Source organism: Pseudomonas argentinensis (assembly GCF_001839655.2).
Taxonomy (GTDB): domain Bacteria; phylum Pseudomonadota; class Gammaproteobacteria; order Pseudomonadales; family Pseudomonadaceae; genus Aquipseudomonas; species Aquipseudomonas argentinensis_B.
Map to the genome: position 1 here is coordinate 1,886,399 of NZ_CP056087.1, position 14,424 is coordinate 1,900,822.

The following is a 14,424-nucleotide window of genomic DNA, read 5'->3' on the forward strand; positions in this document are numbered from 1 at the left end:
GCCAGTGCAAGGACGCCTTTGTCCGGTCCCGATCGTTCGGGGAGCGTGCCGTTTGCCGGCCCGCGTTATGTCTGGGATGTGAAGAGCAGGGACTGTGCCAACTTGATGGAGCCCGCCGGAGCGGGCGCCGGGTGAGGCGCTGCGTTAACGACAGCGCGGCTGCTGACATGTATTGGTGCGCTGCGCACCGCTATTGTGCGTCAAGGCGTCAGCAGCAGGCGTTTGCGCCCATAGGCCTTCTCCAGATTTTGTTGCAGCACCGGAAAGCTCACGTACTGGGCGCGGCGCCAGGCGTCGATGCCGTCGGCGTAGTGCGGGCTGGCCGGGTTACCGGATTGCCCGGAGCTGTTGAGGCCGATCATCGGCTCCTCGCGGCCGAAGTCGACGATCATGCGCATGCTCGGGATCAGCCAGGTGTCGAAATCCTGGCCCCAGTTGTAGGCCGAGACGTTCAGGGTGCTGTGGTCGCCACCGGCCGGGTAGGGGCCGCGGTCCAGGTAGCCCTTGAGCGAGGCGATGCTGGCGCGCTGGCTGGCACCGAGATACGGCGCCATTTGCGTGCTGCCGCTCAGCCACTCGTAGGTGTGCAGCTTGCCCCATTGCCAGGCCGTGCGCTGATTGCCCAGGCGCTGTTCGAGCAGCTCGATGCTGGCCGCCAGGCTGCGGGCCAGGATCGCCGGCTTGTCTTCCTTCTGCGCAGTGCGCACGTCGTCCCAGAACGGGCTGTCGTCGCGGCCGAGCAGGTGATCGGCTTGCGCCGAATAGGATAGGTTGGCGGTGTTCACCAGTGCCTGCCAGGCCGGCGAAGTGTCCGGGCCCAGCTCGTCGAGAAAGATTTCCCGGGCGCTCTGGTGCAGGAAGGCGCCATACACGGCGGCGTCTGCCGAGCTGGCCGACAGCTTGCCATCGAAGGCCATCAGTCGGCTCAGGGCTTCGCGGGCCTTGCCACGCTGCGCTTCGGGCAGGCGGTCGATGGCCTGGCGCAGCGGTTCGGCCATGTTCTGCGCCTCGAGCATGCCCTGCAGCTTGGCCACGAAGGGTGAGGTCTGGTCGTACTGCATGGCGATCATGCTGGGCGTGTCGTGGCGGCCGCTGCCAGCCAGCTGGGCGATGCGCTCGTAGCGCTCCGGCGCATACCAGGAGTTGGACAGCTGCATGCCGTAGCCGCGCGGTGCGCTGCGCTGGTTGGCACTGCCCAGCCAGCCCTGTTGCGGATCCTGGTCATAGGGGTGGAGCATCGGATCGGCAAAACCGTCCCACTCGTAGCGGCTGTCCCAGCCTGGCGAGGGCACCAGGCCCTGGCCTTCGCGGCGATTGGGGAAGCGCCCGGTGACCTGCCAGCCGATATGCTCGGCATCGGCGAACACCAGGTTCAGCGGCATGGCGCGGATCTCCCGGGTCGCCTCGAAGGCCTGCTCCACGGACTGGGCGCGGGACAGGTCGAAGAAGGCGTCCAGGCTGGCATCGTTCTCGAGCGGTGCGGTCTGCAGCGCCAAGCCGTAGCCGCTCTGGATCTGCAGCGGTTGCAGCGGGTGCTTGCGCTCGCCCAGCACGCTGTTGAGCAGCGGGCCGTGGCGGGTTTCGTAAATCGTCTCGCGGATCGGTTTCTGGCCCTTGATGAAGAAGGTCTCCTGGCGCTGCAAGGCCGGCTGCCATTTGCCGTCGGCGAGATACAGCAGGCGGTTGCCATCGCGCTTGACCTGCTCGAGAAACAGGTCCTGGTTGTCGCCCATGACCATGGTCATGCCCCAGGCCAGCTTGCCGTTGAAGCCGGCGACCACCGCGGGGATGCCCGCGACCGTGACCCCGGAAGCCTGGAATTTCGGTGCGCGGACCTGCACGAAGCTCCATACCGAGGGCAGCTCGATCGGCAGGTGCATGTCGTTGGCCAGCAGGCTCTTGCCGCTGCGGCTGCGCGACGGGCCAATGGCCCAGTTGTTCGAGGCGGCGACGCCGAGCATGTGCTGCTCGGACACCTGGGCGGCGGCGCTCTTAACCGCCTGCAGGCCGGGGATGGCACCACCCAGGGCGAGGCCCTTGAGCTTGTCGGCCTCTTCGAACGGCAGCGGCTCGTCCGGATAGGTGGGTAGCAGCCAGGCGAGTTTGTCGGCGCCGACCTTCTGGGTCAGGCTCAGGGCGGCGATTTCTTCCTGCAGGTTCACTGACAGGCCGAAGTTGAGCAGGCAGAACACCAGCACCGAGTCTTCCGGCTTCCAGTACGGCGGGCGATAGCCGGCCTCGGCCAGGTCCATCGGCAGCTTGTCGCGGTAGCGGAACAGGTAGGCGTTGACGCCACGGGCGTAGACCTCGAAGAACGCCTTCATGCGTGGCGAGGCGTTCTTGTAGAGCACCTCGGCGCTCTTTTTCAGGTTCACCGCGCGCATGAAACGGTCCATCTCCAGCACACCGGGGCCGGCCATCTCCGCCAGGCGACCTTCGGCCATCAGGCGCAGGCTGACCATCTGGCTGAGGCGATCACTGGCATGCACGTAGCCCAGGGTGAACAGGGCGTCGTGGAAGGTATGGGTCTCGATCAGCGGCATGCCGAGCGGGTTGCGGCGCACCGAAGCGGTCTGCGCCAGACCCTGGACGCGAAAGGAGCCCTGATCCGGCGCCACGCTGCTGCGGTAACGGCTGTCGATCAGGGATTGGCAACCGCTCAGCGCGACCATGCCGGTGACGAGGCCGGCCAGGCTCAGGGTGGCGAGAGGGCGGAAAGCGCGCGGCAGCATGCGGCGGACTCCTGGAGAATTGATAAGGGTGGTGGGCGGGCTGGAATGGCGCTAAAGGTAGAGAGCGCCATGGCGCCTGGCAAGTGGCGCGAGGGTGAACGCGACGTGGGGTCAGGGGCGCGCAGCCAGCCCCTCGTCGAGCAACCAGCGTGCGGCATCGTGGGCCTGCTGCTGATGGGCCTCGGTCAGCTCGGCGAAATGCGCTTCGTGCTGGCGGCGCTCGGCGCGGCCCAGGTCCTGCCAGTCGGCGTGGGTCGGTATATGGGCGGTAGCGTCGTAGAGGCGCTGGAACACCTGGGCCTGAGGCGCGAGGCTCAGCCCGCTGTGGTAATTGTCGAGCAGTACCTTAATGCGGATGGCGCCTTCGATCAGCGGCAGCTGGCCGTCAAGCAGCGAGGCTGCCAGCACCCGCAGATCGTCATGCAGGCGCTGGCGTTGCGCGAGGCGCACTTCGGCCTGCCGACGCTGCCTGGCCCATACCTGGCGCCAGAGGTGAACAGCGTAGAGGGCCAGTGCGCCAACGATCAGTACCGCAAGCAGGACCAGGAGCTGATCAGGCCCCATGGCACTTCTTGAATTTCCTGTCGCTGCCGCACGGGCAGGGGTCGTTACGGCCGATGTCCTTCAGGGCATTGCGCACCGGCTCCTGGGGGCCGTGGTTGCAGTGCGGGCCGTGCACATGGCCAGGGTGGCCATGATCATGATCGTGATCGTGGTTGCAGTCGGGGCCATGGACGTGGGGTTGCTGGGTCATGCGAGTCACTCCGGAAGATAATCGCCGGGAATTATCTCGCCATTGCGCGCCATGTGCACGCGGCGGCCGAAGAATAATCCGGTTTTCACCTCACCCTGCAGGCGATAACTGATCGGCTGATCGGGCGATTCCAGCAGCTTGACCACCTGACGTACGTGGCGCCACAGGTTGGTACGGACCGGGACGTCGAACTCCAGGTGCCCCTTGGCCGGCACGGTGAACCAGACTTCCGAATCGCCATCGGCGAGCAGCACCTCGTTCAGGTGCACCACGTAGTTGAGGCCACGTACCGGCAGGCTGACGTCGTTGGGGTTGTCGATGCGAAAGCGCAGGATGAAGCGCTGTTCGAGCAACTTGGCCTTGACCACGTTGACGTCCACCAGGCGCACGTCCGGGTCTTCGAAGCGGTCCGAGAACCAGGTCGAGCAGCCGCTCAGCGCCGTGGCCATACCCAGGAATAGCATTAGGCTAAGAATTCTTATCATTTGCGCCTGATAAAACATTTCATACTCCGTTCGAGGCCTCAGTGTAACAAGAGACGCTTTGCTGCCCTAGGCCTGTTGTCATTTCATCGCGCCTACCAGGCGGTTGCGGAAAATGCCGACCGCCACTCGTGCGTGCGCAAAAAGCTGCGTCATACTGGCCTGCATGCATTGAGGTTTTATTGCCGTGGGCGAAATGGCGCGGCGAGCCGACAGGAAGGAAGGGGATGATGGCGCGATACGAGATCGCATTTTCCGGTGAGCTGGTGCCCGGTGCTCAGCTGGACGTGGTGCAGGCCAATCTGGCCAAACTGTTCCAGGCCGATGCCCAGCGCATCGCCCAGCTGTTTTCCGGGCGCCGCGTGGTGATCAAGAACAACCTGGACGAAGCTGGCGCCGAGAAGTATCGCAGCACCCTGGAGCGCGCCGGCGCCCGGGTCGAGGTGGTCGACACCGAGGCGCAGGTCGTCGAGGAAATCGAGCTGGCACCACCGCCACCTGCCGCACCTGTCGGTCAGGCCTCGGCGCAACCTGTCGGGCGATTGGTGGTCGCGCCCCGGGACGAGTACATGGCGGCGTTCTCGGACGTCGATGCACCGGATTTCGGCGTGGCCGAATTGGGGGCGGATCTGCAGGACGGCAAGGCGCCGGTGGCCGCGCCCGATCTGGATCTGTCCTCGCTGAGCCTGGCGCCGGTGGGCAGCGACATGGGCCAGGCCAAGGCGGCGCCGGCTGCGCCGGCGCCGGACACGTCGCACCTCAAGCTGCTTTGAGATGCGCCTCTACAGGTAGGTCGCGCAGCACTTCTTGAACTTCTGGCCGCTGGCGCACGGGCAGGGATCGTTGCGGCCCGCCTGCAAACCCACGGTCGGGTCGATGAAGTACCAGCGGCCGCCGTTCTGCACGAACGCCGAGCGCTCGCGGTGGCTGTGCTCGCCATCGGCGTCATGCCAGCGGGCCACGAAGGTGACCCGCGCATGCTCGGGCTGCCCGCCAAGCAATTCGGAATGCTCGATCTCCAGGCCCAGCCAGGTGCTGTGCAGGCTCCAGGCCCTGATACCTTCAACGTCCAGCTTCGCCTGCTGCGCCGGCAGTGACGTCGCCACCAGGTAATCCACATTGCCCAGTACGTAGGCGCTGTAGCGCGAACGCATCAGACTCAGGGCACAGGGCGCGGCTGCACCGTCGTGATAGCGCCCGCAGCAGTCAGCCAGCGGGTCGCCGCTGCCGCACGGGCAGCCGCTTGAGGTCGTTTCAGCTTTCATGTTTACCACCAATACTTGCCAAAATTCTCGGGGTTGGCCCAGAACTTGGCGTTCAGCCAGTCGGGCGCCTGCTTATATTCGAGCAAATCGTAGGTGAACAGGCTGAGCACCTGCTCGTCGCGTGCGAAGCGCTCGCTGACCTGCAGCGCCAGGGCGAAGAAATCGGTGTCCTTCCAGCCACAGGCGGTCAGGTCGACCAGCACCGCCATGCGGCTGGCATTGAGGTTGCGAATGCCGCCGAGCAACTGCAGACCTTCCTTTCGCTGCAGGTGCTCCAGGCAATCGACCACCACGGCGAGGTCGAAGCGTTGCGCCGCCAGGTCGCCGTCGAGGCTTCCGGGGGCGGCGTGGGCGATCTGGCTGTGCGGATGTGCCTGCTGAAAGGCGTTCACCGCCGGTTGTTCGCTGGCGCTCACTAGAAGCAGTCGGGACGGCGCATAACGTTGCAGTAGAGCGGCCAGCGATTGTTGGGGGGTACGGGGGGATGTGATCTGAGTCATCAGAAACCTCGAAACGATCACGAAAGACTACCGCGCATGCTCACATTCAACTAGAACTGTTCGGCCTTCAGTAATGTCGTAGTGCTGTCTGGCAGATTTAAAAGCGGGCGTCTTTAATCCAGAGTGTCGGTTTTCGCGCCGATTCCCATTAGGAGACTTGCATATGAGTATTACAAGGAAAGCGGTACCCCTGATCATTGCGTCCACCTTTCTGACGGGCTGCGCTGGCGTCCAGAAATCCGACTGGCCGACCTGCGCTGCCGTTGGTGGTGTCAGTGGTGCTGCTCTGGGTGCCATCGAAAGCTCGGCCTGGGCAGGTGGTGGTGCGGTCATTGGCGCGGGCTTCGCCGCTGCCTATTGCTGGGTCCACGGCGCTGAAGCTCAGGAAGTAGCTGTCGTCGAAGAAACCGTCATGGTCGAAGAAACCGTCGCACCAGAGCCGGTTGCCGAAGCGGTACGCGTCGAGCTGGACGTGAAGTTCGACTTCGACAAGTCGCAGGTCAAGCCGGAAAGCATGGGCGACATCCAGAGCCTGGCTGACTTCATGAAGCAATACCCGCAAACCACCACCGTGGTTGAAGGTCATACCGACTCCGTCGGTACCGACGCCTACAACCAGAAACTGTCCGAGCGCCGTGCCAATGCCGTGCGTGAGGTGCTGGTCAACCAGTACGGTGTGGGCGGTACCCGCGTCAACGCAGTCGGCTATGGTGAAAGCCGTCCGGTTGCCGACAACGCCACCGAAGAAGGCCGTGCGATCAACCGTCGCGTGGAAGCCGAAGTCGAAGCCCGGCCGTAAGCCCGGCTCGACCTCCGTGAGCATCCTGGCCGGCCCCGGGCCGGTCAGGAACACGATGTCACGCAATGGGCATCGTTTTCGCTTCGACCCCCTGTTTCCCAGCCCATAAACCCAGTAATGTGCCGCACATTCACAGGTGGGGTGGAGCGGGCAATGAAGATTATTTCAGGACTGGGCAAGCTGTTGGCGACGCTGTTCTGGTGCGTCGTGCTGGCCAATCTGATCTCTCCTTATGCACAACCATTCGCGCAGCTGCTGACCGTTGCCGGCGTTGCCGTGCTGGGTCTGCATCTGGCCGAACTGATGCTGTTCAACGACGTGCTTCGCGCGCAGCCGCGGGTAACCGTCGAGCGTGCCAAGGTGCTGGCGTTCGGCATCTTTCATATCGCCTCGCTGCCTGCTGCCGAGCCCACGGCCGCGGCGGTAGCACTGAATGCCGAGGAGGCCGCCCCGTGCGCAAGCTGATTCTCCTGGCAGCACTGTGCTGCCCGTTGGCGGCGCTGGCAGCGGCGGTCATCGAAGTCGATTCCCACCACTTCACTCGCCTGCCCGTGCAGGGCAGTGTTCTGCAGCTGGAGCGGGTCGCCGTGGCTGACAGCGGTACATTGGTGATTCCTGTCGGGGTCAGCGAAGTGCGCATCGGTGAGTTGTACCTAGGCCGCGATGCGCAGATCGCCATCGCGCCGTCGAACGAGCGTCTGTTGCTGGATATCGGTACCGGGCGGATCGCCGCGGGTGCGCAGATCAGTGCGCCGGGGGCGCCAGGTACGCCGCAACAGGCCGCCATGCCTGGGCGCACCCTGGTGATTCGCATGCAGTCGGTAAGCACCGAGCCCTGGTTGCTGGATGCCCGTGGCGGCCGCGGTGCGGCGGGTTATGCCGGCCTGGATGGCGCCGATGGCAAGGCGGGCGGTTGTGCCTGGGGCAAGGCCAGTGCCGGCCACGACGGCCAGGACGGTAGCGACGGGCATCCCGGCGCGCCGGGTGGGCAGGTTCGCCTGGAAGTGCCCAGCGATTTTCCTGTCGAACATCTGCAGGCGCGTCTCGATGGCGGCCCGGGCGGCCCGGCAGGTGCGGCGGGCAATGCCGGTCGCGGCGGGGCGAGCAAAGGCTGCTGGATCTACAGCACCCGCGCCGGCCTCGATGGCCGCCCTGGCACGCCTGGGCAGCCCGGTACCCCGGGCCATGCCGGGCGCTTGGATGTGGTGCGTTTCTAGATGAAAAGGGCCTAGGCCCTTTTTCGTTAGAGGCTGGGGCGCGCCGCGGCGAGGGCCACCACGGCCAGACCCAGCAGCAGGTTGAAGGCGACCAGGCGGCGGATACGCCCCAGCACGGCGCCTGCCGCCGGCCAGTCCTGCCCCTCGACGGCGCGGCGCATGCTGGGCAGCTGCAGCGCCTGGATGCGCAGGAAGAGCGCCAGCATCGCCAGGTACAGGCCCATCATCACCTGCACATAGCGCGGCGCGCCATCGAAACCGCTGAAGCCCATGTGCAGCAGGCCGATGCCGCTGACCGGCAACAATACCACGGCCATCCACACCCACACGAAGAAGCGGCGAAACACGTCCAGCCATAGCGTCAGGCGCTCCGGCGCCTGCAGGGTGCCAGCGGCCGGGCGCAACACCATCCACGCGAAGAACATGCCGCCGACCCAGATCAGCGCCGCGAGCAGGTGCAAGGTGTAGACAAGGGAATAGGGGGGCATTCGGCACTCCGGTAGCCAGCGGATCACCTCGACGCCGTTGCACAGCCTTCTGCTCCGCTGGCACGTGTCAAGCAGGCCGCAGTGACCTGCCGTGATCGGTTTCAAAGTCGGGCCCGCTGGCGCTTTGTGGCCGTACTCTTCATCGGGAGTCGGCAAGCGAATCAGCACAGGGGCGATAGGCGCGTTATGATAGCGGCCGTTAGCGAATACTGAAAATATATCCAGCCTTTTCTCAGCCAAGATCCTTAATGCTCAGCACCGAACTCAAGACCCAGATTCAGGGCGCCTACTCCCGTTTTCTCGAATCCAAGGGCCTCAAGCCTCGCTACGGGCAGCGCCTGATGATCGCCGAGGTCGCCAAGGTGCTGGGCGCCATCAAGGCCGATGATGAAGGGCACCGGCTCGGTGATCCCGCCGTGGTGGCCGTCGAGGCCGGCACCGGCACCGGCAAGACCGTGGCCTATTGCATGGCCGCCATTCCCACCGCCAAGGCGGCGGGCAAGCGCCTGGTGCTCGCCACCGCCACCGTGGCGCTGCAGGAGCAGATCGTGCACAAGGATCTGCCCGATCTGATGCGCAACAGTGGCCTGAATTTCAGCTTCGCCCTGGCCAAGGGGCGCGGTCGTTACCTGTGCCTGTCCAAGCTCGACGTGCTGCTGCAGGAAGGCCAGGCGCAGAGTTCCACGGCGCAGCTGTTCGAGGAAGAAGGCTTTCGCATCGATGTGGATGAGGAGGGCCAGAAGCTGTTCACCACCATGATCGAGAAGCTTGCCGGCAACAAATGGGACGGCGACCGCGACAGCTGGCCCCAGGAGCTGGAAGACAGCCGCTGGGCGCAGCTGACCACCGATCACAGCCAGTGCACGGGTCGCCATTGCCCGAACTTCGGGCAGTGCACCTTCTACAAGGCCCGCGAAGGCATGGGCAAGGTCGACGTGATCGTCACCAACCACGACATGGTGCTGGCCGACCTCGCCCTGGGCGGCGGCGCCGTGTTGCCCGACCCGCGCGACACCCTGTACGTGTTCGACGAAGGCCATCACCTGCCGGACAAGGCCATCGGCCACTTCGCCCATTTCACCCGCCTGCGCTCCACGGCCGACTGGCTCGAGCAGATCGCCAAGAACCTCAGCAAACTGCTGGCCCAGCACCCGCTACCGGGCGATCTCGGCCGGCTGATCGAGCAGGTGCCGGAGCTGGCCCGCGAGCTCAAGACCCACCAGCAGTTCATGTTCAGCGCCTGCGAGCAGGTGGCGGACTTCAAGCCCGGCGAGGACATGGAAGGGCGAGAACGGCCGCGCCACCGTTTCGTCGGTGGTGTGGTGCCCGATCATCTGATCGAGTTGGGCCTGGAGCTGAAGAAGGGCTTTTCCAAGCTCAACGACCTGTTCACCGGCGTGACCGAAAAGCTCAAGGAAGCCATGGACGGCGAGACCAGCATCGGCATCGCCAGCCATCAGGCCGAGGAGTGGTACCCGCTGTTCGGCAGCCTGCTGGCGCGCGCTCAGGGCACCTGGGAACTGTGGTTGGCGTTCACCGCCGAAGATCCCGAGGACAGCCCGCCCATGGCGCGCTGGCTGACCCTGGCCGAAAGCGGCGCGCTGTTCGATATCGAGGTCAATGCCAGCCCGATCCTGGCGGCCGAAACCCTCAGGCGCAACCTATGGAGCGTCGCCTACGGCGCGCTGGTCACCTCGGCGACCCTTACCGCGCTGGGCACCTTCGACCGTTACCGCATGCGCGCCGGCTTGCCCAAGGTAGCGGCGACGGCGGTGGTGCCCAGCCCCTTCCACCATGCCGACGCCGGCGTGCTGCGGGTGCCGGATCTCAAGGCCGACCCGCGCAATGCCGCCGAGCATACCGCGGCGATCATCCGCGAGCTGCCCGGCCTGGTGCAGGGCTCGCGCGGTACCCTGGTGCTGTTCTCCTCGCGCCGGCAGATGCAGGACGTGTTTGACGGCCTGGAGCGGGACTGGCGCAAGCGCGTGTTCATCCAGGGCAACCTGTCCAAGCAGGAAACCCTCAGCAAGCACAAGGCGCGGGTCGACAGCGGCGAGGAAAGCGTGCTGTTCGGCCTGGCCAGTTTCGCCGAGGGTGTCGACCTGCCGGGCGCCTACTGCGAGCACGTGGTGATCGCCAAGATTCCCTTCGCCGTGCCGGACGACCCGGTCGAGGCCGCCCTGGCCGAATGGATCGAAGCCCGCGGCGGCAACCCCTTCATGGAAATCTCCGTGCCCGACGCCTCGCTGCGCCTGGTGCAGGCCTGCGGGCGCCTGCTGCGCACCGAAGAGGATCGCGGCACCATCACCCTGCTGGATCGACGAGTGGTCACCCAGCGCTACGGCAAGGCGATTCTCAACGCACTGCCGCCGTTTCGCCGGGAAATCGGCTGAACTGATGAAAAATCACCCCGCTGGCCCGTGATCGGACATGCGGGCTTTGCGGTGGAACCCCCATCTGTCGCACTATTGCGCCTGCGCGCGTGATGCGCGGCAAAAGGCTCGTGGCGGGATGGTCGCGGGCACTCATATTCGTCGTCGAGTTGCGGGGAGAAGGGGTCTTGAAGGTCAACACCTGGCTGCTGTCGGCCGATCGTTCGGGGCGCTGCACTGCGCACGCACCCGCGGGTCTGGTTACCAAAGTTCTGTCACTGTGCATCGCTGCAGCCCGTCCTCGACATCCATTGGCGATCAAGCGCCTGGCGCTGGTCACGCTGCTCGGCCTGCCGGCCCTGGGCCAGGCGGCCGATCGCCAGGAGCTGTTCAACTTCGTGCGGCCAATGGACGCCGTGCAGGTGTCCGGCGATAACGCCTACCTGCCCAGCGTCACGGCTGAAAGCGCCGCCCAGGGCGAGATCCTGCGCCGCGTGTCCTTCAACCCGAGCGAGCGTCCGACCCTGCGCCTGACGCCGCAAACCGGCACCTGGGACTGGTCCGAGGCGAGCGCCATGAGCCTGCGCGTGCAGAACGCCATGGACTGGGCGCTGACCCTGGACGTCACCGTCGAAAGCGCCGATGGCAAGCGACTGACCAGCCAGATCGCCCTGCCGGCCGGCCCGGCGCAGACGCTGCTGTTGCCGCTGGGTGCCACGTCGCCGCGGGCCCAGGGCATGCGCGCCGGGGCGCCGATGCCCTGGCGTTACGACGGTCGCCTGCTGCTGCTGGCAGAAACCGTGAAGGGTGAAATCGACCTCAAGAACGTCTCCGCCGTGACCCTGTCGGTTCCCAACCCCCAGGCCGCGCAGCACATACTGCTGGGCCGCTTCGGTGTGCGTGGCAGCGGCGATCTGGAGCAGGCCTACAAGGGGATCGTCGACGGTTACGGCCAGTTCACCCGCCGCGACTGGCCGGGCAAGATCAAGAACGACGAGCAACTGCGCCAGGGCCTGGCCCAGGAAGACAAGCAATTGCAGGCCTGGCAGGCCGAGCATCCCAAGCAGGACATCTATGGTGGCTGGATCGGCGGCCCGTCGTTCGAAGCCACCGGTTTTTTTCCGCACCGAGAAACGCGGTGGGCGCTGGTTTCTGGTCACCCCGGAGGGCAATCCCTTCTATTCGCTGGGCGTGAACACCGTGACCGGTACCCAGAGCCAGACCTACATCGAAGGGCGCGAGAAGATGTTCAGCGCGCTGCCGGCCGAAGGCGAGCCGCTGGCCGCGTTCTATGGCAGCAGCGACAGCCAGTCCGACACCGGTGCCAACCGCGGGCGCGACTTCGACAGCGGCCGCTGGTACGACTTCTACAGCGCCAACCTGCAGCGTACCTATGGCGAGCAGAAACCGGAGCTCTGGCGCGAACGGGCGCAGAACCGCCTGCAGGCCTGGGGTTTCAATACCCTGGGCAACTGGAGCGACAACGATTTCGCCCTCGACAAGCGCATGCCCTACAGCATTCCGCTGTCCATCCATGGCGACTACGCCACCATCAGCACCGGCATCGACTGGTGGGGGGGCATGCCCGATCCGTTCGACCCGCGCTTCGCCATGGCCGCCGAACGTGCCATCGCCATCGCCACCCGTGACCATCGCGACGATCCCTGGGTGATGGGCTATTACGCCGACAACGAACTGGCCTGGGCCGGCCCGGCGGAAGATCCGCTGTCGCGCTATGCACTGGCCTACGCCACGCTGCGCCTGACCACCGACGTGCCGGCCAAGCGGGCCTTTCTCAAGCAACTGCGCGACAAGTACCGCAACCAGCAAGGGCTGTCCAAGGCCTGGGGCATCGACCTCAAGGCCTGGGAGCTGATGGAGGATCCGGGTTTCGAGGCGCCACCGGTCAACCCGGCCTACCCGGCCATCGAAAACGACATGAAGCGCTTCTTGCGCCTGTTCGCCGATACCTACTTCAAGACCATCGCCGATTCCCTCGACTGGCACACGCCCAACCACCTGCTGCTGGGCGGGCGCTTCTCCGCGAGCATTCCCGAGGCGGTCGAGGCCTGCGCCGAGTACTGCGATGTGCTGAGCTTCAACTTCTACACCCGCGAGCCGCAGCACGGTTATGACTTCGAGGCCCTGCGCAAGCTGGACAAGCCGCTGCTGGTCACCGAGTTCCATTTCGGCTCCCGCGACCGCGGCCCGTTCTGGGGGGGCGTCGCCGAGGTGTACAAGGAAGAGGAGCGTGGCCCGGCCTATGCCAACTTCCTGAAAAAGGCCCTGGAAGAGCCACAGATCGTTGGCGTGCACTGGTTCCAGTACCTTGATCAGCCGGTTACCGGGCGCCTGCTCGATGGCGAGAACGGTCACCTGGGCCTGGTGGCGATCACCGACCGGCCGTGGGACGGTTTCGTCAGCGCGGTGCGCAAGGCCAACCTGAGCGTGCCGCCGCTGGTGCTCGAGCACGCCGCCAAGGAGCCAGAGCCAAAACCGGAGACCGCGCCTGCCGAGGATGCTGCACAGGCCACCGAGTCGGCTGGCGATGCTGCCGCGCCAGCCGCCGAACCCAAGCCGTAATCACCCGCGCCGGCTGGGCTGGCGCCTTTTCCATGCAGGAGCAGTCAGTGCAGATTCAGGGTTACTTCGACCTCAAGTTCGAAGCGGTAAAAGACGCCTTCGCCGCCATGTTCGATGATCCTCAGGAGCGTGGCGCCGCCCTTTGCGTGCAGGTTGGCGGTGAAACCGTGGTGGACCTCTGGGCCGGGGTCGCCGACAAGGACGGCCAGCAGGCCTGGCATAGCGATACCATCCTCAACCTGTTCTCCTGCACCAAGCCCTTTACCGCCGTGACGGCCTTGCAACTGGTTGCCGAAGGCAAGCTTGAACTGGATGTGCCTGTGGCGCGCTACTGGCCGGAGTTCGCGGCAGCGGGCAAGGAGCGCATCACCCTGCGCCACCTGCTCTGTCACCAGGCCGGGTTGCCGGCGATCCGCGACAACCTGCCGGCCGAGGCCCTGTACGACTGGCAGACCATGACCGACGCCCTGGCCGCCGAAGCGCCCTGGTGGCGCTTGGGCGAGGGCCATGGCTACGCGCCGATCACCTTCGGCTGGCTGGTCGGCGAGTTGCTGCGTCGCGTCGAGGGGCGTGGCCCTGGCGAATCGATCGTGGCGCGCACCGCCAAGCCGTTGGGCCTGGATTTTCACGTTGGCCTGGCGGACGAGGAATTTCACCGCGTCGCCACCATCAGTCGCGGCAAGGGCAACCTGGGGGATGCGGCAGCGCAGCGCATGCTCAAGACCATGATGACTGACGCCCAGGCGATGACCACCCGGGCGTTCACCAACCCGCCGTCGATCATGACCAGTACCAACAAACCCGAGTGGCGACGCATGCAGCAGCCAGCGGCCAATGGCCATGGCAACGCCCGCAGCCTGGCCGGTTTCTACAGCGGCCTGCTCGATGGCAGCCTGCTCGACAGCCAGTTGCTCGCTGAACTGACCCGTGAACACAGTGTCGGTGAGGACAGAACATTGCTGACGCCGACCCGTTTCGGCCTCGGCTGCATGCTCGACCAGCCCACCGTGGCGAATGCTACCTACGGCATGGGGCCAGGCGCCTTCGGCCACCCCGGTGCCGGCGGCACCACCGGTTTCGCCGACCCGGAGCGCGATGTGGCGGTGGGTTTCGTTACGAATAACCTGGGGCCGTTCGTCTTAATGGATCCGCGTGCACAGAAACTTGCGGTTATCTTATGTGAGTGTTTTTAAGAACCGCGCTTAAACTGTTGCGCAGTAACGCTTTTAGCT

The 14,424-nt window shown here is 65.5% G+C and carries 12 protein-coding genes and 2 pseudogenes; 7 read left to right on the forward strand and 7 right to left on the reverse strand.

Annotated features, from left to right (window positions below):
• Positions 1-200: 200 nt before the first annotated feature.
• The 4 genes from SA190iCDA_RS08305 to SA190iCDA_RS08320 all read right to left on the reverse strand — a co-directional run bounded on the left by SA190iCDA_RS08305 (position 201) and on the right by SA190iCDA_RS08320 (position 3,989).
• Complete coding sequence (locus SA190iCDA_RS08305) at positions 201-2,732, reverse strand: penicillin acylase family protein (protein WP_070887929.1); 2,532 nt, start codon at positions 2,730-2,732, stop codon at positions 201-203.
• Positions 2,733-2,843: 111 nt separating this feature from the next.
• Positions 2,844-3,296: a DUF2489 domain-containing protein gene (locus SA190iCDA_RS08310; protein WP_070887928.1), complete on the reverse strand. Its 453-nt coding sequence runs from the start codon at positions 3,294-3,296 to the stop codon at positions 2,844-2,846.
• Positions 3,286-3,486: an SEC-C metal-binding domain-containing protein gene (locus SA190iCDA_RS08315; RefSeq protein ID WP_083329904.1), complete on the reverse strand. Its 201-nt coding sequence runs from the start codon at positions 3,484-3,486 to the stop codon at positions 3,286-3,288. Before SA190iCDA_RS08315 ends, SA190iCDA_RS08310 begins: the two co-directional genes overlap by 11 nt.
• A gap of 5 nt (positions 3,487-3,491) precedes the next feature.
• A complete protein-coding gene (locus SA190iCDA_RS08320; RefSeq protein ID WP_083329903.1) occupies positions 3,492-3,989 on the reverse strand; it encodes an LEA type 2 family protein in 498 nt (165 codons plus the stop codon).
• Between the two features lie 209 nt (positions 3,990-4,198).
• Between SA190iCDA_RS08320 and SA190iCDA_RS08325 the strand changes: the two genes are divergently transcribed.
• Positions 4,199-4,741 carry a hypothetical protein gene (locus SA190iCDA_RS08325; RefSeq protein WP_070887975.1) on the forward strand — a complete coding sequence of 181 codons (543 nt, stop codon included), beginning with the start codon at positions 4,199-4,201 and terminating at the stop codon, positions 4,739-4,741.
• Positions 4,742-4,750: 9 nt separating this feature from the next.
• Here the strand turns inward: SA190iCDA_RS08325 and SA190iCDA_RS08330 are convergent, their stop codons facing one another.
• Both SA190iCDA_RS08330 and SA190iCDA_RS08335 read right to left on the reverse strand, forming a co-directional pair.
• Positions 4,751-5,233, reverse strand: a complete 483-nt coding sequence (locus SA190iCDA_RS08330) for a YchJ family protein (protein WP_070887925.1) — start codon at positions 5,231-5,233, stop codon at positions 4,751-4,753.
• A 2-nt stretch (positions 5,234-5,235) separates the two neighbouring features.
• Positions 5,236-5,733: a DUF6231 family protein gene (locus SA190iCDA_RS08335; RefSeq protein WP_070887924.1), complete on the reverse strand. Its 498-nt coding sequence runs from the start codon at positions 5,731-5,733 to the stop codon at positions 5,236-5,238.
• 442 nt (positions 5,734-6,175) lie between these two features.
• Here SA190iCDA_RS08335 and SA190iCDA_RS08340 point away from each other — a divergent pair.
• From SA190iCDA_RS08340 to SA190iCDA_RS08350, 3 genes and pseudogenes are all read left to right on the forward strand, one after another.
• Positions 6,176-6,532: pseudogene (locus SA190iCDA_RS08340) on the forward strand (OmpA family protein); the annotation flags it as partial.
• Between the two features lie 153 nt (positions 6,533-6,685).
• Entirely contained in the window at positions 6,686-6,997 is a 312-nt protein-coding gene (locus SA190iCDA_RS08345) for a DUF1145 domain-containing protein (RefSeq protein WP_070887922.1), read from the forward strand.
• On the forward strand, positions 6,985-7,749 hold the full coding sequence (locus tag SA190iCDA_RS08350; RefSeq protein ID WP_070887921.1) for a collagen-like triple helix repeat-containing protein: 765 nt from the start codon (positions 6,985-6,987) through the stop codon (positions 7,747-7,749). The genes SA190iCDA_RS08345 and SA190iCDA_RS08350 overlap by 13 nt, the downstream gene beginning before the upstream one ends.
• Before the next feature lie 26 nt (positions 7,750-7,775).
• Here SA190iCDA_RS08350 and SA190iCDA_RS08355 read toward each other — a convergent pair whose 3' ends face one another.
• Positions 7,776-8,237, reverse strand: coding sequence for a CopD family protein (locus tag SA190iCDA_RS08355; RefSeq protein ID WP_070887920.1), 462 nt, complete (start codon positions 8,235-8,237; stop codon positions 7,776-7,778).
• A 248-nt stretch (positions 8,238-8,485) separates the two neighbouring features.
• Between SA190iCDA_RS08355 and dinG the strand changes: the two genes are divergently transcribed.
• The 3 genes and pseudogenes from dinG to SA190iCDA_RS08370 all read left to right on the forward strand — a co-directional run bounded on the left by dinG (position 8,486) and on the right by SA190iCDA_RS08370 (position 14,385).
• Positions 8,486-10,630, forward strand: coding sequence for an ATP-dependent DNA helicase DinG (dinG, locus tag SA190iCDA_RS08360; RefSeq protein WP_070887919.1), 2,145 nt, complete (start codon positions 8,486-8,488; stop codon positions 10,628-10,630).
• Between the two features lie 296 nt (positions 10,631-10,926).
• Positions 10,927-13,192, forward strand: a pseudogene (locus SA190iCDA_RS08365) (beta-agarase).
• A gap of 47 nt (positions 13,193-13,239) precedes the next feature.
• Positions 13,240-14,385 (forward strand): serine hydrolase domain-containing protein, encoded by a 1,146-nt coding sequence (locus SA190iCDA_RS08370; RefSeq protein WP_070887918.1) that lies wholly within the window; start codon positions 13,240-13,242, stop codon positions 14,383-14,385.
• Positions 14,386-14,424 lie beyond the last annotated feature (39 nt).

What these genes read in the sequence shown, in the direction of transcription:
- SA190iCDA_RS08305 (WP_070887929.1), bottom strand. Translation starts at nt 2,732, where the DNA reads ATGCTGCCGCGCGCTTTCCGCCCTCTCGCCACCCTGAGCCTGGCCGGC.
- SA190iCDA_RS08310 (WP_070887928.1), bottom strand. Translation starts at nt 3,296, where the DNA reads ATGGGGCCTGATCAGCTCCTGGTCCTGCTTGCGGTACTGATCGTTGGC.
- SA190iCDA_RS08315 (WP_083329904.1), bottom strand. Translation starts at nt 3,486, where the DNA reads ATGACCCAGCAACCCCACGTCCATGGCCCCGACTGCAACCACGATCAC.
- SA190iCDA_RS08320 (WP_083329903.1), bottom strand. Translation starts at nt 3,989, where the DNA reads ATGTTTTATCAGGCGCAAATGATAAGAATTCTTAGCCTAATGCTATTC.
- SA190iCDA_RS08325 (WP_070887975.1), top strand. Translation starts at nt 4,199, where the DNA reads ATGGCGCGATACGAGATCGCATTTTCCGGTGAGCTGGTGCCCGGTGCT.
- SA190iCDA_RS08330 (WP_070887925.1), bottom strand. Translation starts at nt 5,233, where the DNA reads ATGAAAGCTGAAACGACCTCAAGCGGCTGCCCGTGCGGCAGCGGCGAC.
- SA190iCDA_RS08335 (WP_070887924.1), bottom strand. Translation starts at nt 5,733, where the DNA reads ATGACTCAGATCACATCCCCCCGTACCCCCCAACAATCGCTGGCCGCT.
- SA190iCDA_RS08345 (WP_070887922.1), top strand. Translation starts at nt 6,686, where the DNA reads ATGAAGATTATTTCAGGACTGGGCAAGCTGTTGGCGACGCTGTTCTGG.
- SA190iCDA_RS08355 (WP_070887920.1), bottom strand. Translation starts at nt 8,237, where the DNA reads ATGCCCCCCTATTCCCTTGTCTACACCTTGCACCTGCTCGCGGCGCTG.
- dinG (WP_070887919.1), top strand. Translation starts at nt 8,486, where the DNA reads ATGCTCAGCACCGAACTCAAGACCCAGATTCAGGGCGCCTACTCCCGT.